We start from the raw sequence: 24,240 nt of genomic DNA, 5'->3' as shown, positions 1-24,240 counted from the left end.
GTGCTGGGCCATGAGGGGGTCGGGGTGGTGGAAGAGGGGGAACTCACGGGGCGCGCCGTGTCTATCGAGCCGACCATCTCGTGCGGGCGCTGCACTCAGTGTGTCCGGGGTGCCCCCAACCTGTGTGTCAACCAGAGCTTCCTGGGCCTGCCGCCGGAGCCGGGCCTGCTGCGAGAAGTTATCTACCATCCGCCTCATCTCCTGGAAGCATTGCCGGCGGGCGTCTCCGGTCCCGCAGGCACACTGCTCGAGCCACTTGCCGTGGCCATAAGCACCTTCGACCTGTTGAAACTGCGGGTCGCATCGTCGGTGGCGATCCTGGGTTGCGGCGGTATCGGACTCCTGTGCTTGCTGGTTGCCAAGGCACTTGCCGCCAAGCCAGTCCTTTGCACGGACCCGGTCCCTCATCGGAGGGAGGCGGCGCTGGCATTGGGGGCGGATGCTGCTGTCGCTCCAGAAGAAGCGGAGGGGGAGTTCGACTACGTGGTGGAGGCCTCGGGTGAGGCTCCCGCGCATCAGGACATGCTGCGCTTGGCCGCGCCGGGCGCCAAGATTGGCGTGGTCGGCACGCCGCACACCGACGAGATTCGGCTTGTTGGCCACGAGCCCCGTCGCCGAGGGCTTACCTTCTTCATGGTTCGGAGATCCCGACTCACTCTGCCGAGGGCTGCCGACCTGGCGACCAGGCTTCCGCTGCACCGCCTCGTTTCTCACGTGTTTCCTCTGTCCCGGAGCCAGGAGGCGTTTCATGTAGCGAGCACCTATTCGGACGGCTGCCTGAAGACAGTGATCGAGCTATGAGTCTGCAGACGCTGAAAGAGCGAGTGTGGGAGGCGAATCGACGGCTCCATGACATGGGACTGGTCGTACACACGTGGGGGAATGCAAGCGCCCGCGACCCCGAAACGGGCCTGATTGCGATCAAACCGAGCGGCGTCTCGTACGGCGAGTTGACTCCGGCGCTCATCTCGATCGTGCGGCCCGACGGCGAGCCGGTAGAAGGCGGGAAACCGAGCTCGGACACGCCGACCCACCTAGTACTCTATCGTGAGTTCCAGGGCATCGGCGGCATCGTTCACACGCACTCGCCGCATGCTACGGCCTGGGCGCAGGCTCGAAAACCGATCCCTTGCCTCGGGACGACGCACGCCGACCACTTCTTCGGCGAGATTCCGGTGACAGACGAGATGACGCCCGAGGAGATTGCCGGGGATTACGAGGCGAATACGGGAGAAGTGATCGTACGATGTTTTGCTGGCAGGGACCCGCTGGAGATGCCCGCGGTGCTCGTGGCTGCGCACGGTCCTTTCGCATGGGGAGCCACGGTCGAGGAGGCTGTCCTCAACGCCTCGGTTCTGGAGCAGGTCGCTCGAATCGCGGCAGTGACGCTGTCGCTCCGGCCCGATGCGGAGCCGATTGACGACGCCCTGTTGCATCGGCACTTTCTCCGAAAGCACGGTCCAGACGCATACTACGGGCAGTAACGCCTGACGTGGGACTGTGCGTGTGCTATAATCTGATAAGAGGGATTCTTTGCCGACCGCAATGGTGCGGCGGGTGAGTTCCACTTACCGTAAGAACGTTTCAACGGGGAAGCGCTCACAACATGGTCGATTCACTTCCGTCTTCTGGGGCAGGCAGCCCGGTGCGGTACTGCGACGTCGCAGGTTCCATCGCCGTGTACTCTCGCTATCGTCAACGATCTTCTCTTAGCAGTTGCTACTTTGCACTCTCATCGCGGCCTGTACTAACATCCACTCATCGCACCTATCGAGCGCCTGACCGTTCCGTCATGCTGAGCCTGTCGAAGCATGACGGAACGGGTGACTGTTGCACTGATAGCGTCGGCTTATCCTCATGCGGTGGGGTGATAGCAGGTAGGCGAGGTGCGGTAGGACTGAGGCTAGCGGCGTCAGATGTAGCAATGACGGAGGTTGCAATGCAGCGACCAATGGCAGCAAGGAGGCTGTAGACAAGTGCAGGTAGCCTGTTTGGACCTCGAAGGCGTTTTGGTTCCGGAGGTGTGGATCAACGTTGCGGAGAGAACGGGGGTGGAAGCCCTGCGAGTGACCACACGCGACATGCCGGATTACGATGCGTTGATGCGGCAGCGTCTGCGTATCTTGGACGAGCACAATCTAGGCATAGCCGACATTCAGGCTGCTATTGCCGCGATGGGAACGCTACCAGGGGCGAGGGAGTTTCTGGATTGGCTGCGCGAGCACTTTCAAGTCATTATCCTCTCCGATACGTTCTATGAGTTCGCTGCACCGCTCATCAAGCAACTGGGTAACCCTGTGCTACTCTGCCATCGCCTGAGCATAGACGGCTTGGGCAAGATCGTGGACTACCGCCTGCGAATGCCGGACCAGAAGCGAGCGGCCGTGCAAGCCTTCCAAGGCCTGAACTTCCCAGTGATCGCAGTGGGCGACTCCTATAACGACACGAACATGCTCCAAGCTGCCGACTTCGGGATCCTCTTTCGACCTCCTGAAAACGTGGTAGCCGAGTTCCCTCAGTTTCCGGTAACACGCACCTATGACGAACTGCGGGAAACTTTCGAGCGGGCTAGTGCCGAACTCTCCGAGCAGACAGCGAGGAGTGCGACGTGATCTGCACGAGCACACGCGGCAGTGCGGCACCAGCGACATTCCGCGAGGCGCTCTTTCGCGGGCAGGCACCGGATGGCGGCCTATACATGCCAGAAGGTCTCCCGAGCCTGACGGCGGCCGACCTGGAATCTCTCTCAGACCTTTCCTACCCGGAACTGGCATACGAGATGGGACATCGGCTGCTCGGGGACGAGATAACGGATGCAGGCATGGTCGCAATCACCCAAGCCGCATACTTCTTTGCACCTCGATTGCAACCACTGCAGGATGATCTGCACGTACTCGAGCTGTTTCACGGTCCCACCTGCTCTTTCAAGGACTTCGGTGCTCAGTTCATGGCGAAGGCGATGGGCCACTTCGCGCGGGAGGGCAGTAGGCCTCTGACGATACTGGTGGCCACCTCTGGTGATACCGGCAGCGCGGTCGCTCATGCATATCATCACCTAGAAGGCATCCGGATCGTGTTGCTGTATCCGTCTGGCAAGGTCAGTCCACTGCAGGAGAAGCAGTTCACCACCCTCGGCGATAACGTGCAAGCGATCGAGGTACATGGTACCTTCGATGACTGCCAGGCGATGGTGAAGCAGGCTTTCGCCGACGAGGAGCTATCTGGGAAGGTTAGTCTCTCCTCGGCGAACTCCATCAACATAGGACGCTTGATACCGCAGTCGTTCTACTACGTGTGGAGTGTTGCGCGGCGAATGAAAGACGGCCTCGACAGCGTTATGGTATGTGTGCCGAGCGGAAACTTCGGAAACCTAACTGCTGGGTTCTTCGCCAGGCGAATGGGTGTACCCATCGAGATGTTCGTCGCGGCAGTGAACGCCAATGCCGTTATTCCGGAGTATCTCGAGACTGGGTGCTACCGGCCCAGACCCTCCATTCGCACCTACTCGAACGCGATGGACGTAGGCGCCCCCAGCAACTGGGAGCGAATCCGCAACCTGTACGACGACGATCACGAACGTATCAAGAGCGTACTTTGGTCCACCTCCGTGGACGATAAGTGTACTGTGACCAGGATGCAGCGGACGTACGAGCACTACCACTACATCGCAGACCCGCATACCGCGGTCGGATTGGAAGCGGTCGAGCGCTGCCGGCGGCAGGTGCCTCGGACGGCGGAGAGCGCGTTCATCGGCCTCTCCACTGCTCATCCCGCGAAGTTCAACGAGGTGGTAGAGTTGGCGTTGGGCATACCCGCCGAGTTGCCGCAGCCATTGCAGGAAGTGATGAACAAGGAGAAGAACGCCCTGCCGATGGGCAACCGCTACGCGGAACTGAAGGAATACCTGTGGCATAGCAACTAAAGTCATCGAGAGGTTAGTGTCATGACAACCGTCGAGCAGATCAATGTCACCCCAGAGATGCAGAAGTATATAGATAAGAACAACGAGTACCTGGCCGCCCGTGAGAAGTACATCCGGGATGTGGTGAAGAAGTGGAAGTTCGACACGATCGCCGTCCACGGGTTGTACACCGTGCAGGATGCCATCGAGGACTATCAGGGAGCGATCATCGAGCCGGTGTTCATGAGCTCGTCACAGGCATACCGTGATTCGGCCGAGATGGCTTCGGCGCTCGCCTACCTGATCCCCACATGGTGTTACTCGCGAATAGCGAACCCCTCTACGTATTACTATGAGTGGACCCTGGCCCTCCTGGAGGGATACGGATTCGATGGCGAGACCTCGTGCTGCTCCACTTCCTCTGGTATGGCCGCGATCATGACTGCTGTGCAACCATTTCTGGTTCATCGCTTCAAGCACAAGTATGAGGAGCGGAACTTCGTTGCCACCGCGCAGTGTTATGGCGGAACGTTCCAACAATTCAACGTGCGTCTGATGGAAGAACGCGACATCGAGTGCCGATGGGTACAGGACCCTACCGACTTGGACCAATGGGCCGATAAGATCGACGAGAACACTCGCTTCCTGTACGGGGAGCTTCCGAGCAACCCGCAGCAAGGCTTCTTCGATATCCAAGCAGTGGCAGATTTGGCGCACAGCCACAGCCTTCCCTTGATTGTGGACTCCACAGTGGCTACCCCCGCTCTGCTACGTCCGATCTGTCATGGTGCGGATATCGTGGTCCAGTCGGCGACTAAGACGCTAACATCGAGCGGCTTCGGAGTCGCGGGCGCGGTGATTGCTCGGCGAAACCTGGTGAGCAATATTGACAATCCGCAGATGAAGGAGGACTTCGCACTATACGTCAAGTACCTACCGAACCGCGACTACGGTCCGAACCTCCACCCGATGCAGGCGATACTCAGTCTCAATGATATGCGGACTCTGCGATCGAAGATGGACCTGTTCTCGCGCAACACCATGAAGGTTGCGCAGTTCCTAGATGGGCATCCGCAAGTGGAGAGTGTGCAATATCTCGGCCTGCCGAACCACCCACTGCACGACATCGCAAGCAAGTACATGTGGCTGGTGGATGCGGAGCACGACGAGTTGTATGGAAAGCCTGTCAACCGATATGGACATCTGCTGTCCTTCTGCGTAAAGGGCGGGCCGGACGCTGCGTGGAAGACCTTCGACGCGCTGCAGCGAATCTGGCGTGCAACGGACCTCGGTCGTGTGAAGAGCGTGGCGACCATACCTGCCATCTCTACGCATCTGCAGCAGGGAGAAGAAGGACGCTGCCTGGCCAACATTCCGCCGAACATGATTCGTTTGTGCGTGGGCGGCGAGCACCCGGACGACATCATCGCCGACCTCGACCAGGCTCTCCGCAAGGCCCGATAGTCGTCGAGCCGCCATCCCACCTTCGATGCCGGTGCTGGCGCTCCGGCTCCGTGTGAGTTGGGAGGCGAAGAATCATCGCATCGAAACCAATCGCTAACCCTGGCCTAACGGCGGTCGGGAACAATCGCTCCGAACATCAGGACGACTCACCCTGCGTGTCGGGTGAAGGAGCACAGCGGAGGAGGTTCGAATGCGGAGCAAGGCTTTCACGCTTATCGAGTTGCTTGTCGTCATTGCCATTATAGCTATTCTGGCGGCAATCCTATTTCCCGTGTTCGCGCAGGCGCGGGAGAGCGCGAAGAGAACCCAGTGTCTCTCCAACAGCAACCAGATGGGTAAGGCCATGATGCTGTACCTGGGCGACTACGACAAGTATCCCACTAGCGTGGGCGGCGGAGTACTCAACAACAACGATGGGGACTGGGGTAAGGACTATTGGATGTTCCACATCCGTCCCTACATCTCGTCGAAAGTCAACAACATCCAGAGGGGCGGGGGAGGCAACGTGTTTTCTTGCCCCTCGAACCCTGTCTTGCAGATTCTGGACCAGACCTACATGCGGCCGCCAGGACAGGGGTTCGGCCTTCCTCCGGATTATCCCGAGAAGGCATGGGGCTTGGTGCCAAGTCCAGATGGCTATTATCGGTACTACTGCAGCTATGGTATCAACGAGCATGTGACCGATGATTGGGTGAAGCCGTCGCTGTGGGAGTCGCCCGCACTCAACTTCCTGTTCCTGGAGAGCAACAGGTCCGAGGCGGAAGGCGACGAGATAGCTACACGTGTGAGCTGGGGCATCGAGGGGTTCCAGTATCCGCACAAGGTGGGTGCCAACTTCACATACATGGACGGGCACGCCAAGTACTCGCGTGTCACCTACGCGAACGACGACCCGAGCATCAACAGCAACTGGAAGTTCCCGCCCCACGGCGAGGGCGGTCCCTTCGGTGACTGCGGGCCGTGGACGGCTCCCGTACGCGACGACGAGAAGTGCCCGAAGTTCTGAGGTGACATGCATGATAAAGTTCTTGGTAAAGTGCCGTGACAGCGGGGTAGAGAGCGTATGCGCGCTAGCGATCGTCGCGTTGGCGGTGGGGCTGCTCCCACCCGCGGCCATCGCATGGCAGGTGAGCCAAGAACCTGCGCACGACCACGAGCGATACGTGGCACGAATTCAGCCCGTGGGACAAACCGACCCCGTCACTCACGATGCCGACGATCCGGCGATATGGATCCACCCTACCAACCCCGAGAAGAGCTCGATCATCGGTACGGACAAGGAGAAGGCGCCTGGCGGTGGCATCCACGTCTTCGGCTTGGACGGGAAAAAGAAACAGGCGATCACCAACGTGGACCGGCCTAACAACGTGGACGTGGAGTACGGACTCGTGTTGGGTGGTTCGGCGCGTGACATCGCAGTGGCAACGGAGAGGGGCAAGCACCGCCTCAGGGTGTTCGCCATAGACACGGAGACGGGCCTGCTGAGCGATGTCACGGGGCAGACCGACGTGTTCGTAGGGCAGACTGGCGAGGCACGAGAACCGATGGGAATCTCGCTCTATAAACGCCCGTCGGACGGAGCGATCTTTGCAATTGTTGGTCGGAAGACGGGGCCGGATGGAAACTACATCTGGCAGTATCGCTTGTCGGACGATGGCACGGGCAAGGTGAATGCTACCAAGGTTCGGGAGTTCGGCCGGTTCAGTGGCACGGGTGAGATCGAAGCCATCGCCGTGGACGATGCGCTGGGCTATGTCTACTACTCCGATGAGAACTTTGGCATTCGCAAGTACCATGCCGACCCCGATCACCCGGATGCCACAACCGAACTCGCCGTTTTCGGCCGAGAAGGGTTCGCAGAAGACCGTGAGGGGATCGCAATCTACGCTCGGCCGGATGGCACGGGATACATCATATGCTCCGATCAGCGAAAAGGTAACAGTCTGTACCGTATCTACAAGCGTGAAGGCGAGCCAGGAAAGCCACACGACCACAGCCACGAGTTGAAGGTGATCTCGGGTGGTGCGGACAGCACGGACGGAATCGAAGCCGCCTCCGCACCACTAGGTGGCAGGTTCCCCAAGGGCGTTCTGATAGTCATGAACAGCGGAGCACGCAACTTCCTGCTATTCGACTGGCGTGACGTGGAGCGAGCTGCTCCAGCCGCCGCAGCGGAGGTCGAACGCTAAGGTTATCCAGTCAACAACCAATCTCACTGATATAATGGAGGTACGACGAAAGTGAAGAAAATCCGTGCAGTGGCGAAGGCTACCGCGCTCGCCATGTTGGCACTAGGCGGTGTGGCCGCATTCGCCGGCGATGACGAGGGTACCGTGGTGCTCAACCTGTTCGGACGCGACTACGAAGTGCGGACCTGGTATGTGCGCTTCGACACACCGATCGGCTTCTCCGAGCCGGAGGGCATGACCTTCTATAACGGGAAGCTGTACATTGGAACTGACGACAACAACACGCAGGGCTGGCTGATCACCTACACTCCGGGCCCCACTGGCGATCTGACCGCGTGGGATGCTATCGAGATGTCACTAACGTGTGACCTCAGAAACAACATCTGGGGCCCCGAGGGCATTACGGTGAATACCAGCGGCGTAGGCTATGGGGCTTTCACCGTTGGCGAGCCCGTCTTCGTTACCGTGGATAGCCGTGGCGATGACCGAATCGCAACGGTGGACACCAACACCTCACCGGCTTATGTGTGTAACATCGGACCCGTGCCGAACCCCGATGACATCGCGTACGTACCGAGCCTCGGCCAGTTCGTTACGCTGGAGGACAGGGATGTGGACGGAATTTGGGCGCTTTTCCATACCCACGATTCGTCTGGCCTCACCGGTATCGTGAAGAGCTGGGTCACGCAGGATCTCGAGACAAAGGGGCTGTGCGTGATCCCCGCGCAGGCTGCCAACTGGATGCTGTGCCGCACGGACCTCACGGGCGAGTACCTACTGATGTCCAGCACCGTGGGGGTGCCTGGCACCGTCAACAAGCTCTGGATCTACGACTTCGACGGCAACGTCCTCGGCGAGACCGAGTTTTCCCCGCCTGGTTGGGGCGAGCTCGAGTCTGTGGCCTACGACCCCGATAACCATCTCGTCTACGCGGGAAGCGAAGACACCAACCGCATCCATGTGTTCCAGATTCGCCCGCAAGCCACCTTGGACGTTTCGGTCACCCTGCAGAACTTCGGCAGCCCGCTCGGCCAGAGCGCGACTCTGGAGCTACGCAACCCTGGCGAAACCACCCCGCAGCACACCTATCCGATCACCCTGGACGCTGCCGGTAACGTGACGCTACCTTGTGTGGCAGAGGGTACTTGGGACGTAGCTGTGAAGTTCTCGCACTGGCTGCGCGCCGTGGTCGCCTCCAAGACTATCGCGGCTGGCAGCAATTCGGTGTCGTTCGTGCAGGTGAACGGCGATGCGGACAACGACAACGCTGTTGGCCTCGCAGACCTCAACGCGGTTCTCGTCAAGTTCGGGCAGGCCGATGTTATGACCGATCTCGACGGCTCCGGCCTGACGGACCTCGCCGACCTCAACATCGTTTTGCTGAACTTCGGCAAGCAGGGCCAGCCCTAAGGCTTACTGACCTTTGCTCCGCTGCGTGCAGGCCCACTCTGCTGTGGGCCTGCACGATTCTGCGTGCTGCCAACCGCCATTCAATCCCTAGGCCATGACGGGTCCAGAAAGCGCTGTATCTCGAACAGGTAACCATTCGGGTCCCGAAAGAACATGTGGTAGATGTCGTAGTCTGGGTTGTGGGACGGCGGTTTCTCAATAGGTACGCCCTCGATGCGAAGCCGCCTGTGCCACTCGTCCACGTCGTTGCTTACCAGCGTGACAATGACCCCGGATGTCGAAGCGGCCTCCTCGCACTCGCACACGCCGAGGTAGGAGTGAGGGGCGACACGATAGATGCGGCATCGCCCCTGATCCAGCACCAATTGCAGGCCCAACGTCTCCGACAAGAAGCGGGAAGAGGTCTCGAGGTCCCTCGTGTATAGGAACGTGACGAACTGGTCGAACTTCGACATGCAACGGGAGTTCGCTGCAGCCGGCTTGGTCCCTGTTGCCTCCGCCCAGTGCAGGGCATCGCTGGCCCGGCGGCGAATGGGCGCCTGATCTCGACCGAAGGAGTGAACGAGTTGACCCGTCCGAGTCAGAACATCGTCCTGCCCCCCGAATACCCAGCCCTCGACTACCCGCCGTTCGGCTACCTGGACAACCCACATCATAGCGCAGTAATGAACCGCAGCGGCATTATCCGCTCCGTGCCTCCGCTCGGCTTCGGTTTCTGGTGCCGCCGCTTCCCTTGGCCCTACGGCGAGGGTGCTCTGCGCCACGTCAACTATCTGTCCTTTGTCCATCTGGGAGTGGTAGTAGATGGGCGTATATTCTCGTCCGAAGAGGACTTCGCCCGAGCCGGGATTCGACTCGGATCACACTATCATACCAAGACGATGATGAGCTACGACTGGGAGGTCGAAGACCTAGGCTTCTCTGCCAAGTACTTCCTGGCGGAAGAGCACGCGCTTGCTTGCTCGCTCACCGTCCGCAACGCATCGGACCGACCGCGCGAGGTGTTCGTTCACGTGACCAATGAATACGGACACGTGGAGCGACCCTGGTGGGGTTCCAACGGCTTGGCTGCAACCTTCGATGCGGAGCACTCTGCAGCTGTGTGCAAGATGTGGGCGTATGGAGACGTGTTCGCGTTGGGTGCCGATCGCGAGCCGGTGGCGTACAAAGCCACACCCCTCCGCGAAAAGTGGGATCAGTGGGTTCGCTCCAACGATCTGACATCGAACGAGGGGGCGTCCGAGTCCCTACCGTTGCCGATGTTCAGCATGCTTACCTACCGGCTGACCGCGCCTTCGAGTGGAGAAGAACAGCTAACCTACTGCCTCACACGGGGTACCAACGAGCTTTGGACCATACGTCGTCATCGAGAGGTGTTGGCTAACGCTCTTGGCATCTTAGATAGGCACCTACGAGAGGATCGCGAGTTCTACCGCGTGGCACCGGTGCTATCGGGCGACTGGCCGGAAGAATGGAAACAGGGATGGGTGCTGGACCTGGAAACGCTGCGCATGAACACGCGACCGCCCATAGGCATCTACCAGCATCCGTGGGATGCCATGCAGATCTATACACCCCGTGCGGTGTTAGGCGAAACGATGCTGGACATGATGTGTCTCTCCTATGCAGATGAGGAACTTGCAAAGGAGGTGATATACGGGACCTTCGCCGATGCACCTATGCCCAACGTGCCATGTTCTCGTGAGGATGGCAGCATGAATATGATAGGGGCTGGCGGAGCCGAGTGCGGCACCGCACCTACGTGGGGCCTGCCGTTTCACGTAATCCGGTGTCTGCATCATCGCACGGGAGACGACGCCTGGATCCGCGACCTGTACCCCTACCTGCGTGCGTTCCTGGAGTGGTGGCTGGAGAACCGTACCGACGACGAAGGCTGGTTCCACTGCAACAATAGTTGGGAGTCCGGCCAGGACGGCTCCCGACGCTTCCTGATCGACGTGGGCGAAGAAGCGAAAGTCTCTGACTACGTGCGCACGGTGGACGTCGAAGCGGTGATGGCACATGCATTCGTCGTCATGGAGGAATTGGCAGGCATAGCGGGCCAGAAGGCGGATGCTCGGAGGTGGCGAGAGTTGGCGCAGAAGCGTATCGAGACAACGCGCGCGATGTATGTGGATGGGTGGTTCCGCGACTTCGATGCGCGGACGGGTGAACCTATCATCTTGGAAGACTACTACGATGTCATGATGTTCGTTCCGCTCTCTGTGGGCATCGCGACTCCCGAGCAAATGGAAGGTGTTCGCCCGATGTTCCAGCGATTCGCGGACGAGCCCACGCCGTTTCTCGAGTGGCCCTCTTTCTGGTTTCCGTTCAGCGAGGCGGCATGGAACGCTGGCTTGCGTCCGTTCTTGGCGGAAACGCTGGCAACCACTGCCGATAGGGTGTATTCGCGCACCGCTGGCCGGGAATTGACCCCGATGGGTGATACGAAGTTCAGTCTACCGGACCCGTACAATTACCGCATGCCTGGGCAAGCGGCCGAGTTCTGGCCGGTGGAGATGCACCCGCAGATTCGCAACGGTGCAGAGTGCTATGGCTGGGGCGCGACAATGCCCACGCTGTTGATACGTAGCATTATCGGCTTCCGCGAGGTCGGCTCGCAGGAGTTCTTGCTCGCCCCCAGTCTGCCGAAGCGAATGATGAGGGAAGGTGGCACCTATGCAGTTAGCAATCTGAAGTACGGCGGGATGATGTTCGATGTGCGCTACACGGTGCTGAAGGACCAGCGCCTGCGGTGTGACTTGCAGGTGCTGTCCGAGCGAGAGGCGGTGATAGGGATAGAGGATGCGGATGGCCACTCGGTTCTCGCCCAGCCGGTTAGCGAAGGGGTCACCGAGGTCTCGTTCGAGCTAGCCAACCACGGCTTCGTGCGCGTCACGATCGGATGACACCTGCACCCCGAGCGCCAGCGAGGGACGACAGCCACGGCCGGAACGTGGAAGGAGCACAGAGACCGGGAGCGAAGTGGCGGTGCATGAAGCATCCCGTTTCACGACGAGAGTTCCTAGCAGTCAGTGCGGCATTGGGAGTGGCGGGAGCGCTGCCCTCGCAGGCACAGCAGACATCAGAGCCCGAAGTAGACGCAGTAGTCTCCCAACTCTCGACCGATTTATCCGACGAGCACAAGAGCCTGCTCGCCGAGGCGGTGAAAGGCAACGCGGAAGCGGTTAGAGCGAGACGTCGCTACGCGCTGCCGGAGAACAGCGAGCCCTGCTTCGTGTTCCGACCTACAGGCGTTGGTGGTCACGAATGATTGACCCATTCTCCTCCATCACCGAGCTCGCCACGGCACTGCGCCGAAAGCAAGTCTCCTCGGTCGAGCTGACGCGCATGTACCTGGATCGACTTCGCACCCTCGGCGCAGCCCATCGCGCGGTCGCCGAGCTCAACGAAGACCGGGCACTGGAGCAGGCGAAGGCGGCGGACTCGCAGCGCCCGAAGGGGCCTCTGCACGGCATCCCATTCGGCGTGAAGGACCTTCTGGCTACCAAGGGCATCCCCACCCGCTGGGGTTCTCCCGGCCATATGGACCAGGTGTTCGATTACGACGCGACAGCGGTCGCGAGGCTCCAGCAGGCCGGTGGCGTGTTGGTGGCAAAGCTCGCGATGATCGAGTTGGCGGGTGGGGGCAACTACAACATCGCGGCGGCTTCCCACACGGGGGCTTGCCTGTGTGCCTGGGACCCCTCACGCTGGTCCGGCGGGTCCAGCAGCGGCTCGGGCGCGGCGACAGCACTCGGCTGCATCCCCTACTCTCTCGGCAGCGAGACCAGCGGGAGCATCACTTGCCCCAGCGCGTTCAACGGCGTCACGGGCTTCCGACCGACCTATGGCCGCGTCAGTCGGTACGGCGCAATGGCGCTCTGCTGGTCGCTCGATAAGATAGGCCCGATGGCACGGTCGGTGGAGGATTGCGCTCTGGTTCTGGAGGCGATCGCAGGGACGGACCCGAACGACCCGAGCACGCTGACCGAGCCGCTGAACCTCCGGCGTGCCGGACCGAAGCCGCGGATCGGCCTGCTGAAAGAGAGCTTTGCCGAGAACGACGCTGAAGCATGCGAGAAGGCTTACGGCGAGGCTCTCCGCGTCTTCCGCTCGCTCGGATACGAGACGGTGGACGTTGCCTACCCCGCGATGCCCTACGGCCTGGCTGTCGGTCTCATCGTGGACGCCGAGGGGGCGAGCGCGCACGAGCGATTCATCCGCAGCAAAAGGCTGAACATGCTCGCCGACCCGCATCAGGTGGCCGGGTTCGCTGCCGCTCTGGAGACGCGTGCTACCGACTACTTATGGGCTATGCGGCTGAGGACCCAAGCTCTGTCGGCCAATGCGGTGTGGGAGAAGTGCGATGCCATCTTCACACCCGTCTTCTATCACTGTGCACCACCCGCGGACGTGCCGTTCGACAAGTCTTTCGAGAAGATGGGCGGCGACCGAGGCCCTGCGAACCTGTTGGGCTGGCCCTCCGCTGCGTTCCCTATAGGTTTCGAGCATGGGTGCCCGCTTGGCGGACAGATTATCGCCCCTGCCTATCGCGAGGATGTGTGCTACCGTGTGGTAGCCGACTACCAGCGTGAGACGGATTGGCATCGTAGGCGCCCGGAGCCGGCGGTGCCTACGCCTGGCGAACCGCACCCTCTGCAGGTGTCCACTATTCGTCGGCGAGAATGGTTGCCCATCGCGTAGGAAGTCGTCGGACAGCGGGGAATCCTAGCTTTGAGATGACACCTCTAATGATCACGCTCGCCGCGCTGCTCGCAGCCGGCGGAATGGGCGGACGAAACATGGACAGCGAACTCCCGAACGGTTCCTTCGAAGCGCTCGCGAACGGCACCCCCGAGCACTGGCGAAAGCAGGTGTGGGCGGGGTCGGCTGACCTCTTAGTGTCGAGTGATGCTTGGGACGGCGAGCGCTGCGTGGCGGTGCGCTCGGCCGAAGGGGCCGATGCGGCGTGGGTGACTATCGCTCCCGTCATGCCTTTTTCGCGTTACCGTCTGAGCGCATGGATCCGCACCGAGGGCGTGACTCCCACTGATGGACAAGGCGCCCTCATCAACCTGCACACGCGGTCCGAGCGGACGCGTGCGCTGGTGGGTGATAACGATTGGACCGAGGTGTCCATGGAGTTCGATACCGATGCGGACGAGGCGATCCAGATCAACTGCATCCTGGGCTACTTCGGACGGGCGAAGGGCATGGCGTGGTTCGACGACGTGCGCCTCGTGCGGCTCTCTTCGCGTCAGCTTAGCCCCTCGGTCACGATTGATGCCGCCAAGCGGGCCGAGCCCATCTCGAAATACATCTACGGGCAGTTCATCGAGCACCTCGGCAGGTGCATCTACGGCGGCATCTGGGCGGAGATGCTGGAGGACCGCAAGTTTTGTCTACCGGTGGGTGATAAAGAGTCGCCGTGGCGGGTGGTAGGTGGGGCCGATGTCGTGATGGATCGGAACAAGCCGTTCGTAGGTGATCATACGCCGCTCGTTCGATCGCCGGGGGGTGAGTCGGCGGGGCTGGTCCATGGTGGCCTGACGGTAGTGAGTGGCAAACGGTACGTCGGGCGCATCTGGCTGCGGGGCGATGCGACCGCTGCACCGGTGCGAGTCAGTCTAGTGTGGGGCGACGAACCGGATCAACGCGATACAGTGGAGATCAAGAAACTCGGGGCCGACTACGAAAAGCACCCGCTTCGATTCTCCGCTCACGGTGACAGTGCCGCCGCGCGCCTAGAAATTCTGTCGTCCGGTTCCGGCTCGTTCCACGTCGGTTGCACATCGCTCATGCCCGAGGACAACGTACGGGGCATGAGGCGTGATACCTTGAGGCTTCTCAAAGAGCTGAACGCCCCAATCTACCGCTGGCCTGGTGGCAATTTCGTGAGCGGTTACGATTGGCGCGAGGGGATCGGCGACCCTGACAAGCGCCCGCCGCGCAGGAACCCTGCATGGTCTGGGTTAGAGCACAACGACTTCGGAACTCACGAGTTCCTGGACTTCTGCCGAGAAATAGGCACCGACCCCCTCATCGTGGTGAACACCGGCTTCGGAGACGCGAACTCGGCCGCCGCGTGGGTGGAGTACGTGAATGGTTCCCCCGAGACACCGATGGGAAGGCTGCGCGCCGCGAACGGCCACAAGGAGCCGTGGGGTGTCGTGTGGTGGGGCATCGGCAACGAGATGTACGGTAACTGGCAGCTAGGTCACATGGCGCTGGGCCAATACGTGATTAAGCACAACGAGGTCGTAAAGAAGATGCGTGCCGTGGACGCTTCGATCAAGACGATAGGTGTGGGCGCAGTAGGCGAATGGTCCAAGCAGATGCTAACACACTGTGCAGACAGCATGGACCTGATCAGCGAGCACTTCTATTGCGGTTCGAAGGTGGGGGTGATGAGCCACGTCGCACAGATCAGGGACAACGTGCGAGCTAAGGCCGTCGCTCATCGGGAGTATCGGCAGCAGCTACCATCGCTGCGGGGCAAGGACATCCGCATCGCGATGGACGAGTGGAACTACTGGTATGGCCCGGATCTGTTCGGTGAAATCGGCACTAGATACTTCCACAAGGACGCCCTCGGGATTGCGGCGGGCTTGCACGAGTTCTTCCGGAACACCGACATCATCGAGATGGCTAACTACGCGCAGACCGTGAACGTGATAGGGGCTATTAAGACCACCCCTACAGCCGCGGCGTTCGATACGACCGGCCTGGTGCTCAAGCTCTACAGACAGCACTACGGGACGATTCCGCTGGTGCTGGAAGGGGCGATGGAGCCGCTCGACGTGGCGGCAGCCCTTACGGAAGACGGCAAGAAGCTTACACTGGGTGTTGTCAACGCTACCGGCCAGCCGCGATCCCTCCAGCTAAGCTGGAAGGGGTTGGAGATAGCGGGAGGCGGGATGCGATACGTGATGCGCCACGACGACCCCATGGCCTACAACGAGCCGGGGAGGGAGCCGCGTGTGTTCATCGTCGAGGAGAAGGTGGAACGTCCCGGCTCCACACTCGAGGTGCCGTCCTACAGCATCGTGCTGTATGTGTTACCGCTGGCCGTGCCGTAGGATGGCCCGTAGCACGACGGTCCTTGAGCAGGTGTGCGTGAAGCTGCGTTTGTTGCTGCTGAGAAGGACCGCCTGTTAGTGGTGGACCTACACCATACCGTCATGCCGATCTTGTCGAAGTATGATCTCGTAACCTGCGATGGACAATCTGCTCGAGATAACATGCGGTGTGCAATGTCATGCTTCGACAGGCTCGGCATGACGGATCTGCTGATTCACTCATGCCTCGAGCCTTCGGAGGCCCTTGGCACTGTGTAAGTTGTGACGCTGTCGTGGATCCTCGTGGCCCGGGTGCAAGCAGCGTGCGGTCACGCAACGCACGTGCAGATCACTTCACCGGCGGGCAGCACCAGAACGTGCCGTCGTCGTTCCGGGCGTACAGCCAGATCAGGTCGCCCTTTACCGTCTTCACGTGCCCGTCGAGGTGCGCCACGCTGCACTTGCCGTGGTGGCGTCCGCTCGTTTCGTCCACGTTACCGAAGCGCGAGTCGTTCACTCCCCAATAAAGATGACCCGGATCGTATGCCGACCACTCGTCGATACCTTTCTCCTCTACGAAGCTGGGTGTTCGAGCGGGCTCTTGGAAGTAGCTCAGCTTGACTTTGCCTTGGTACGTATCACTCCAGCCGTAAGGAGTGCTCTTCGTAAGGTACGAGTTGATAGCGTAGGAGTAGGTGCCCTTGGTCTTGGGCATGTCCGGGCCCCAGTTCGCCCAATCCCACCGATCCATGTTGTCGGCCGGACATCGGAAGACATCGGGCGAGCGGATGTACTTGTTGGCCGAACCCTGTCGCAGGTCGTCCGTGTACCCACTCGCGTAGTTGAAGAAGTGATAGGTGATCATCCGATCGTCATGATCTCCAACGTACAGCATCATGCCGATGTTGAGCTGCTTGATGTTGCTGCTGCACTGCGTCTGTTTCGCCTTGGACCGTGCCGCAGCGAACACGGGAAAAAGGATCGCCGCGAGGGTTGCGATGATCGCGATGACTACTAGGAGCTCTATCAGCGTAAAGCCCGATGCTCTACGAATGTCCTGCATGGTCACCTCCATACGGCGGACGACCGGCTCGGTGTAGGACTATTGTACGGTGATTTGGGCAAAGTCGAACAGATTCTGTGCGAACCGGTCAGAAAAACCTGCCGCCGCAGAGCTGTTCGGCAAAGCGTCAGACCTCGGCAAGGAGCTCCCGGGCGTGCCGCAAAGCCGTATCGCGCGCCTCGTCGCCGCTCAGCATCCTCGCCAACTCCCGCACTCGCTCTTCGCCTTCCAGCCGCTCCACTCGAACCACCGTTCGCCCGTCCCGCGCCTCTTTGGTGATACAGAACTGCTCCTCTGCCCGCCCGGCAATCTGGGCTAGGTGCGTGATCACGATGACTTGGCTGTGCTGGGCGAGCTGTCGCAACTTGTCGCCGACCGCGGCAGCCACCTGTCCACCCAACCCTGCGTCCACCTCGTCGTACACGATGGTCGGTGCCGGCGACGCGCCTGCGAGTGCGCACCGAAGGGCCAGCATCACGCGAGAGAGCTCCCCGCCTGAGGCAATGCGGCCCAGCGGTTGCGGCGGGTGGCCCGGATTCGCCGAGAACAAGAACTCCACCGACTCCGCCCCTCCCGAGTCCGGTTCCTTGGGTGTCAGCCGCACCTCGAACGCGGCCTGCTCCATCGCCAGATCCCGAATGTGTCGCAGTGCTTCCTTCTCGAATCGTGGCGCCCCGGCTCTCCGCAGCTTGCTCAGCTTCTTACACGCGGTCAGCATCTCAGCCCGGCGTGCGTCTCTCTCTGCACGCAGCCCATCCAGCGCCTCCTCGCCACCCTCCAACTCGGCAAGGTTCGCTCGAGCCTGCTCCGCGTAAGCCAGCACCTCCTCCACGGTAGCTCCGTACTTGCGTTGCAGGCGGTGCAGCAAGTCGAGTCTATCCTCCACGATGGCCACGTGTTCGGGGTCTACCGAGAAAGACTCCGCATAGGCTGCCAGCGTCGCACCGGCTTCTCGAGCCCCTACCAGCGCATTTCGAACCTCGGTCAGCGTCTCGCCCAGGCTCTCGTCCAGCGACACCGCTCGCTCCAGCGCGGCTTCCGCGGTGGCGAGTAGGTCACTCGCGCTCGTGTCACCCGAAGTGAGCGCAGTCAGCGCCGCAGCCACTTCGCCCGAGAGTCGTTCGGCGTTCTGAATGCGCTTGCGCTCTGCTAGCAGTTCGGCTTCCTCACCCGGCGTCAGATCGGCTCCCTCGATCTCGGCAAGCTCGAAGCGTAGTAGGTCAGTCAGTCGTTCCCGCTCGCGCGATCGGCTTTCGAGGTCGGCGATACGCTGTTCGGCCTCGTGCAGCGCGGTGCAACAATTTCCGATCTGCTCGCGCAGCGACATGACCTCCTCGCCTAGCCAGGCATCCATCAGGTCGCGGTGCACAGCGGGACGCAGCAAGGTCTGATGCTCGTGTTGGCCGTGCAGGTCGACGAAGCATTCGCCCACCGTCCGTGCCACCGATGCCGGGACAGCACGCCCATTGATGCGGCACGTGGAGCGGCCCTCCGGCGTGATCTCTCTCGTCAGAAATAGCATGCCGTCTTCTGGCTCGAACCCCTGCGCCCGGATCTCTTGCTCCGCGGGGCCGGCCGGGGCGACTTCGAAGACGGCCGAGATCACCGCCTTTCGTGCGCCGGATGACACGAGCTGGCTATCTGCCCTGTCGCCCAGCGCAAGCCCGATGGCATCCACTACTAACGACTTGCCGGCGCCGGTCTCGCCCGTGATCGCTATGAGACGCCCGCTCATCTCGAGCCGCGCGCTCTCGATCACGGCGAGGTTCTGGACGGCGATCTCCCTCAGCATCACGCCCTCTCCCGGAGGATTGCCGCCACTTTCTCGAAACCACCCGGCAGGATGCGTTGCGTGTCATAGAACACGTATGCGGAGTCCACCTCGTATCCACCTACCTCATAGATGTGTTGCGGAGCGAGGTACCCGATGATGCCGTTCGAGCATCCCACCGGACACACGGACGGCACAGCCTGTGTCATGTGTGAGAACACCTCTGCGCCGATGCAAGCATAACGGGTGCTGCCCAGCGTGACGAGCTGGACGTCCATAGTGACCGTGTCGCTCTGCGAGCGCGTCATCATATGCTGCTGCCAGATGCCGACCGCCTCTCTGAGGCGTGCAGAGGCGTACGTTGTGCCGTCACCCATGCTGGCGCGCAGCGATTCGGCCCGTGCGGTGAGCGCGCCGCCGTCGAGCCTCTCCAGGGAGATTTCAACTGCTAACAAATCGCTCCCTGCGGACGGGTTGTCTTCGGTCGCTTCCTCAATCGCTGCTGCCACCGAACCGGCCAGCGTTTCGCCCCAGCTTGCAACGCGCTCGAAGTCGGTTCCCTCGCTGGGCGGATTGATGTTCGCACATGCACCCGGTAGCATCAGGCAGATCGGCTTCCCAGGCAGGTTTTCGTGGAGCCGAGTCGCTCCGTAGCCGTGGATGTCACTGCTAATCAGGCGGTTCTCGTGTCCCATTGCCACGTTGTGTACGGCATAGTTCGCGACCACTGCCTTGGTCCCTCCGACTACGCGCTCGAAGGCCGTGACGGTCACGGTGTCATCCACCGGCGCAGTCGCATCGCGCCGCCTCTCGGCACCGAGATTGCACGAGCCTCTCCCGGAAAGCACTCGGCACTCCTCGGCCGACTGTACGGCCTCATCGGCGGCCCCACACAGCATCTCCTCTAGCCACTCCATGTATCCAGGATCCTGCTGGCCTGTGAGTGTGAGAGTGATGGTAGCAGGAGCGGAGTGTGTGTGGGTGGCAGAGAGACAGATCGATGCTGGTGGGATCTCGAGCGCACCGGACAACTTTGCTCGAATGCGAGAGACGAAGGGAGCATCGAAGCCTAGGCACTCGGCATGTAGCCATAGCAGCCTATGGTCGGCGTCATCGACAGCGTACAGAGCCCTGGCATGGACCGGATCGTGGACACCTATGCTGGGCTGCACGCGGGCCGCGAAACCGCCGAGCTCCACAGGCCAATCCGGTGTGATGTCAGTCTCCGCGGCACCGACTAACAAGCGGGCACCTCTCGTAGCTGGTCGCGCAGGCGGTACAGCTTGTGGAACGCCTCGCCCACGCGCTCGATGTCCTCGTCGGATGCCAGCAGATGTCCTTGCCAGAGCCAGGTGCCTTCCGTGCTGCACGCTCGTTCGCACACGGGGCACGACACGGCATTGTAGTCCGTGTCTTCGGCGATCATGAACGGCCCGAAGGCGCGGTTCGCAAAGAGTGGCTGGCGATACAGCGGCAGTACGTACCCTTCACTGAGTGGAACCCCTTCCGCTTGCATCGCTCTGCAGAATGTCGCACGGTCCACACCGTACACGCGCTCGTCATACCGTATAACGTATAAGTGGTAAGCATGTGCGGTGGTGTGTGGTCCGTACGGCAACGGCTCGATGCCGGGCACGTCACTCAAGAGATGTCCGAGCCTGTGCGCCACGGACTCTCGCCGTGCTGCCAGCTCGTCCAGCCGGTCCATCTGTGCGTGCAACAGCGCAGCCTGCAGCTCGGACAGACGGTAGTTCCCACTCATGATGTTATGGTCATACCACTGTCCGTGGGGCATCCTGCCGCAGTTATGTATGGAGCGACAAAGCTCGAAGAGCTGCTCATCGGATGTTAGGATGATTCCGCCCTCTCCGCTAGTCAAGTTCTTCGAAGACTGAAAGGAGAAGCATGCCATATCCCCGAGCGAGCCGCACCTGCGACCCTTGTAGGCGGATCCATGCGCATGCGCGGCGTCCTCGATCACGGTGATGCCGTAACGGCGTGCGATCTCGCAGATCGTGTCCATGTCCGCGGGCAGGCCTGCGAAGTGAACGGGAATCACCGCTTTCGTGCGGGCGGTGATGGCCTGCTCGAGCAGTGTCGGGTCCAGGTTATAGGTATCCGGCTCGATGTCCACGAAAACCGGCGTAGCATTGCACTCCACCACGGCCGTTGCAGTGGCGAGGAAGGTATACGGCGGGACGATCACTTCGTCGTCGGGTCCGACTCCCGCGGCCCACAGCGCGATGCGCAGGGCAACGGTTCCGTTCGTTACCGTGACGCCGAAACGCGCTCCGCAATACTCGGCGAAGCGCGCCTCGAATCGCTCCAGCTCCCCGTCCCCGGACCGCCCCCAGCGACCCGATCGCAGAACGCGCAGCACCGCTTGTTCGTCACGCTCGTCCACCAGGGGCCACCGTCCGAGCGCTCCTTCACGCACCGGAGCCCCACCGAGAATCGCCAGCCTGTCAGACATTGCTCACCTCGCGCCGAATCTACCGCACATGGGTCCTCGGCGCCGCACAACGGGGACGTCCGCGCAAGAAGGGAACCGACGCGGAGCACGGGCTCCACCACAGGTTGGGAGTAGTACCTATAAACGAACCAGGAGAGGACCTCGGCGAGCGCCGACGCGGTCGCCTTGTGTGCTCCGGTAGGCGGCGCCGAACTCGAGTTGGACGGCGTCCATCACGACCGCCTTCTTGCCGTAGCTCTGCGTGATGTAGCCGCCGCAGAACCCGGGCTGCTCAGCGTGCCGCCATACCGTTCCGCTGCGCCTCCACCCGCCGGGACCGACCCAACTCGTGGCCCGACCACGCACTTGTTTAGGGTTCCGATGACCCAGGGCACCCGGTTGTCGTCGTCGAGCCATCGCGGATAGACTGTGCTCGGCGAATGTGTCCGGGGGAGTAGAGAGGACTCTCACCGTCATGCTTCGACAGGCTCAGCATGACGGCTCAGACCCCCCCGGATCCCAACAGCACCAAGGAGGTGGACCCGATGGCCCAACGACCGATCGCAGCCGAGGACCTGCTCGACCTCGTGTTCCTCGGCGACCCGCAGCTCTCACCCGACGGCAGCAGAATCGCCTTCTGCCACAAGACTGTGGACAAGGAGAAGAATAAGTACCGAACGCACATCTGGGTGTGCGACACGCAGACCGGCGAGAAGCGGCAGTACACCTTCGGCGAGGAGAGCGAGGGCAGCCCGCGCTGGTCACCCGATGGCAAGTACCTCGCTTTCGTCGCCGCGCGCGAGAAGCCTAAGGCGCAGATTTACTTGCTGCCCACCGAGGGTGGCGAGGCGTTCAAGCTGACCGACCTCGAGGAGGGCTCCATCGCAGGCATCGAGTGGTCACCGGATTCCGCGCGCATCGCATTCGCCTTTCGCCCCACCGCACCCGAGTGGACCGAGAAGGCAAAGAAGGAACGCGAGGAGAAGGGCCTCTCCGACCCGCCACGCATCATCACCGACATCTGGTACCGACTCGATGGAGACGGCTACTTCGTAGACCAGCATTACCAGTTGCATGTCGTGGACCTAGCCTCCCGCGAAGTCGAGAAGCTGACGAACGAGCGCTACGGTGCTCAGAGCTTCTGTTGGGCGCCGGACGGCAAGCGCCTCTGCTTCGTCGTGAACCGTTCGCCCGAACCTTCCGAGACACCGCAATTGGACGACTTGATGATTCTCGACGTGGAGAGCGGCGCGGAGACGAAGCTGGAGGGTCTGCCCGATGGGCCGAAGAGCGCGCCCGCATGGTCGAAGGACGGCTCGCGTATCGCCTACGTCGGCCATCTGAACGAGCCCGACTGGTGGTCGGGCTACAACAACCGTATCTATGTGGCCGATGCCTCCGGTAAGGGCGCCAACGACCTCTTCGGTACGCAACACGACTACTCGGTGGGTGGCTCGATGCTCGGCGATAGCCGGGAGGCATCGTTCGGCGCCAAGCTGTTCTGGAGCAAGGACGGCTCACGCCTGTTCTTCAGCCTGGATAGGCATGGCAGCACGCACGTGTGCAGCATCTCTGCCGAGGGCGGCGAGATCCGCTTCCACACCGAGGGGCGCGGGCTGTGGGAGATCGGGGACACCGACGGAACAGGAACCTTCGCACTGCTGGTCGCGTCGGCCACGCGACCAGCCGAGGTAGCCGTGGGGAGGCTGGTTGGCGACGATCTGCAGGTCCGAACCCTAACGGACTTCAACGGAACGCTCTTTGATCAGTTAGCGATAGGCGAGCCTGAACCGTTTTGGGTCGAGAGCGAACCAGGGCAGAAGGTGCACGGTTGGGTGCTCAAACCGCACGGCTTCGAGCAAGGCAAGCGGTACCCGTGTGCGCTGGAGATCCATGGCGGCCCGCATGCGCAGTACGGCGAGACCTTCTTCCACGAGTTCCAGCTTCTCGCAGCGAAGGGTTATGTGGTGGTGTACTCGAACCCGCGCGGCTCGAGGGGCTATGGCGAAGCGCACACCCGGGCGATCTCGGGTGACTGGGGCAACACCGACTACGTGGACATAATGGCTGTTGCGGATCATGCGGCCGCGCTGCCGTTCGTGGACAAGAGCCGAATGGCCGTGATGGGCGGAAGCTACGGCGGCTACATGACCAACTGGATCGTGGGGCACACCGACCGATTCCGCGCGGCCATCACCGATCGCAGCGTGGTAAGTCTTCTCTCCTTCGCAGGCACATGCGACTTCGCGTTCATCCCGAACACCGAGTGGAAGGGCAACGCATGGGACGAGATCGAGGACCTATGGCGTCAGAGCCCGCTGAAGTACGCCAAAAACGTCAAGACACCGACGCTGATCATCCACTCCGAAGGTGACCTGCGCTGTCCGGTCGAGCAGGCAGAGCAGCTTTTCAGTGCGTTCAAGCGGCTGGGGGTCGAGACCAAGTTCGTGCGTTACCCGGTTAGCACATCCCACGGCCTGTCGCGCAGCGGCCCGCCCGACCTGCGCCTGCACCGCCTCGGGCAGATCGTGGAATGGCTGGACCATCACCTGAAAGCCTAGCGCATGTATGTGTCCCTGCTACTCGATGCCGAGGACTTCATCGGGCCACAGGAACCCGATGCGGTGCGCGATGTCGCCGAGCTTCTGACGTCGGTCGGCCTACGCGCCACCTTCTGCGTTGTCGGCGAACTGGTACGTCGGCTGGACCGCGAAAGCCGTGCGGACGTTATCCGCGCACTCGAGCCGCACGATATCGGCCAGCACACGGACCTCCACTCCGTCCACCCGACTACGTGTGAAGCGTTGGAGGATCTGGGGTGGGAGGAAGGCGTGCAGGCAATGATCGAGCAGAACCGCCCTGGTGTTGAAGTGATCGAGCGCGTCCTCGGCAGAAAGCCTTCGTGTTGGGGCGGGGCGGGGAATACTTG

At 61.4% G+C, this 24,240-nt stretch carries 19 protein-coding genes; 14 read left to right on the top strand and 5 right to left on the bottom strand.

All coding sequences use genetic code 11. From position 1 onward, the window contains the following. From HRF45_07500 to HRF45_07465, 8 genes are all read left to right on the top strand, one after another. Positions 1–801 (top strand): alcohol dehydrogenase catalytic domain-containing protein (locus HRF45_07500; protein ID MEP0766366.1); only part of this gene is annotated, 801 nt, incomplete at its 5' end. A gap of 2 nt (positions 802–803) precedes the next feature. Further along, positions 804–1,484 carry an L-ribulose-5-phosphate 4-epimerase AraD gene (araD, locus tag HRF45_07495; protein ID MEP0766365.1) on the top strand — a complete coding sequence of 227 codons (681 nt, stop codon included), beginning with the start codon at positions 804–806 and terminating at the stop codon, positions 1,482–1,484. 492 nt (positions 1,485–1,976) lie between these two features. Then, on the top strand, positions 1,977–2,612 hold the full coding sequence (gene thrH / locus HRF45_07490; protein ID MEP0766364.1) for a bifunctional phosphoserine phosphatase/homoserine phosphotransferase ThrH: 636 nt from the start codon (positions 1,977–1,979) through the stop codon (positions 2,610–2,612). After that, complete coding sequence (thrC, locus tag HRF45_07485) at positions 2,609–3,922, top strand: threonine synthase (protein ID MEP0766363.1); 1,314 nt, start codon at positions 2,609–2,611, stop codon at positions 3,920–3,922. Before thrH ends, thrC begins: the two co-directional genes overlap by 4 nt. A gap of 21 nt (positions 3,923–3,943) precedes the next feature. After that, positions 3,944–5,365, top strand: a complete 1,422-nt coding sequence (locus HRF45_07480) for an O-acetylhomoserine aminocarboxypropyltransferase/cysteine synthase (GenBank protein MEP0766362.1) — start codon at positions 3,944–3,946, stop codon at positions 5,363–5,365. 190 nt (positions 5,366–5,555) lie between these two features. Further along, entirely contained in the window at positions 5,556–6,371 is an 816-nt protein-coding gene (locus HRF45_07475; GenBank protein ID MEP0766361.1) for a DUF1559 domain-containing protein, read from the top strand. A 10-nt stretch (positions 6,372–6,381) separates the two neighbouring features. Next, positions 6,382–7,554 carry a phytase gene (locus tag HRF45_07470; protein MEP0766360.1) on the top strand — a complete coding sequence of 391 codons (1,173 nt, stop codon included), beginning with the start codon at positions 6,382–6,384 and terminating at the stop codon, positions 7,552–7,554. A gap of 51 nt (positions 7,555–7,605) precedes the next feature. Continuing rightward, positions 7,606–8,964: a hypothetical protein gene (locus HRF45_07465; protein MEP0766359.1), complete on the top strand. Its 1,359-nt coding sequence runs from the start codon at positions 7,606–7,608 to the stop codon at positions 8,962–8,964. 80 nt (positions 8,965–9,044) lie between these two features. Here the strand turns inward: HRF45_07465 and HRF45_07460 are convergent, their stop codons facing one another. Then, positions 9,045–9,419 carry a VOC family protein gene (locus tag HRF45_07460; GenBank protein ID MEP0766358.1) on the bottom strand — a complete coding sequence of 125 codons (375 nt, stop codon included), beginning with the start codon at positions 9,417–9,419 and terminating at the stop codon, positions 9,045–9,047. Between the two features lie 111 nt (positions 9,420–9,530). On the opposite strand from HRF45_07460, the gene HRF45_07455 reads away from it, so the two are divergent. From HRF45_07455 to HRF45_07440, 4 genes are all read left to right on the top strand, one after another. Then, the gene (locus HRF45_07455; protein ID MEP0766357.1) at positions 9,531–11,873 is read left to right on the top strand and encodes a hypothetical protein; all 2,343 of its coding nucleotides are present in this window, start codon (positions 9,531–9,533) and stop codon (positions 11,871–11,873) included. A gap of 86 nt (positions 11,874–11,959) precedes the next feature. Then, positions 11,960–12,238, top strand: coding sequence for a twin-arginine translocation signal domain-containing protein (locus HRF45_07450; GenBank protein ID MEP0766356.1), 279 nt, complete (start codon positions 11,960–11,962; stop codon positions 12,236–12,238). After that, a complete protein-coding gene (locus HRF45_07445) occupies positions 12,235–13,671 on the top strand; it encodes an amidase (protein MEP0766355.1) in 1,437 nt (478 codons plus the stop codon). The genes HRF45_07450 and HRF45_07445 overlap by 4 nt, the downstream gene beginning before the upstream one ends. Positions 13,672–13,706: 35 nt before the next feature. Then, positions 13,707–16,046, top strand: coding sequence for an alpha-N-arabinofuranosidase (locus HRF45_07440; GenBank protein MEP0766354.1), 2,340 nt, complete (start codon positions 13,707–13,709; stop codon positions 16,044–16,046). A gap of 328 nt (positions 16,047–16,374) precedes the next feature. Here HRF45_07440 and HRF45_07435 read toward each other — a convergent pair whose 3' ends face one another. The 4 genes from HRF45_07435 to HRF45_07420 form a co-directional block, all read right to left on the bottom strand. Beyond that, positions 16,375–17,088: a prepilin-type N-terminal cleavage/methylation domain-containing protein gene (locus tag HRF45_07435; protein ID MEP0766353.1), complete on the bottom strand. Its 714-nt coding sequence runs from the start codon at positions 17,086–17,088 to the stop codon at positions 16,375–16,377. Between the two features lie 127 nt (positions 17,089–17,215). Further along, a complete protein-coding gene (gene recN / locus HRF45_07430) occupies positions 17,216–18,880 on the bottom strand; it encodes a DNA repair protein RecN (protein MEP0766352.1) in 1,665 nt (554 codons plus the stop codon). Next, the gene (locus tag HRF45_07425) at positions 18,880–20,103 is read right to left on the bottom strand and encodes a neutral/alkaline non-lysosomal ceramidase N-terminal domain-containing protein (GenBank protein MEP0766351.1); all 1,224 of its coding nucleotides are present in this window, start codon (positions 20,101–20,103) and stop codon (positions 18,880–18,882) included. The genes recN and HRF45_07425 overlap by 1 nt, the downstream gene beginning before the upstream one ends. Further along, positions 20,097–21,332 carry a DegT/DnrJ/EryC1/StrS family aminotransferase gene (locus HRF45_07420; protein MEP0766350.1) on the bottom strand — a complete coding sequence of 412 codons (1,236 nt, stop codon included), beginning with the start codon at positions 21,330–21,332 and terminating at the stop codon, positions 20,097–20,099. The genes HRF45_07425 and HRF45_07420 overlap by 7 nt, the downstream gene beginning before the upstream one ends. A gap of 524 nt (positions 21,333–21,856) precedes the next feature. Between HRF45_07420 and HRF45_07415 the strand changes: the two genes are divergently transcribed. Together HRF45_07415 and HRF45_07410 are read left to right on the top strand one after the other, a co-directional pair. After that, positions 21,857–23,872, top strand: coding sequence for a S9 family peptidase (locus tag HRF45_07415; protein ID MEP0766349.1), 2,016 nt, complete (start codon positions 21,857–21,859; stop codon positions 23,870–23,872). A 3-nt stretch (positions 23,873–23,875) separates the two neighbouring features. Continuing rightward, positions 23,876–24,240 (top strand): hypothetical protein (locus tag HRF45_07410; GenBank protein MEP0766348.1); only part of this gene is annotated, 365 nt, incomplete at its 3' end.

This window comes from Fimbriimonadia bacterium, assembly GCA_039961735.1.
GTDB lineage: Bacteria > Armatimonadota > Fimbriimonadia > Fimbriimonadales > JABRVX01 > JABRVX01.
The sequence above is the reverse complement of the archived record's forward strand: the minus strand, read 5'-3'. Positions and strand labels throughout refer to the sequence as shown.

What these genes read in the sequence shown, in the direction of transcription:
- HRF45_07415 (MEP0766349.1), top strand. Translation starts at nt 21,857, where the DNA reads ATGGCCCAACGACCGATCGCAGCCGAGGACCTGCTCGACCTCGTGTTC.
- HRF45_07445 (MEP0766355.1), top strand. Translation starts at nt 12,235, where the DNA reads ATGATTGACCCATTCTCCTCCATCACCGAGCTCGCCACGGCACTGCGC.
- recN (MEP0766352.1), bottom strand. Translation starts at nt 18,880, where the DNA reads ATGCTGAGGGAGATCGCCGTCCAGAACCTCGCCGTGATCGAGAGCGCG.
- HRF45_07440 (MEP0766354.1), top strand. Translation starts at nt 13,707, where the DNA reads ATGACACCTCTAATGATCACGCTCGCCGCGCTGCTCGCAGCCGGCGGA.
- HRF45_07420 (MEP0766350.1), bottom strand. Translation starts at nt 21,332, where the DNA reads ATGTCTGACAGGCTGGCGATTCTCGGTGGGGCTCCGGTGCGTGAAGGA.
- HRF45_07480 (MEP0766362.1), top strand. Translation starts at nt 3,944, where the DNA reads ATGACAACCGTCGAGCAGATCAATGTCACCCCAGAGATGCAGAAGTAT.
- HRF45_07470 (MEP0766360.1), top strand. Translation starts at nt 6,382, where the DNA reads ATGATAAAGTTCTTGGTAAAGTGCCGTGACAGCGGGGTAGAGAGCGTA.
- HRF45_07435 (MEP0766353.1), bottom strand. Translation starts at nt 17,088, where the DNA reads ATGCAGGACATTCGTAGAGCATCGGGCTTTACGCTGATAGAGCTCCTA.
- HRF45_07450 (MEP0766356.1), top strand. Translation starts at nt 11,960, where the DNA reads ATGAAGCATCCCGTTTCACGACGAGAGTTCCTAGCAGTCAGTGCGGCA.
- HRF45_07460 (MEP0766358.1), bottom strand. Translation starts at nt 9,419, where the DNA reads ATGTCGAAGTTCGACCAGTTCGTCACGTTCCTATACACGAGGGACCTC.
- HRF45_07475 (MEP0766361.1), top strand. Translation starts at nt 5,556, where the DNA reads ATGCGGAGCAAGGCTTTCACGCTTATCGAGTTGCTTGTCGTCATTGCC.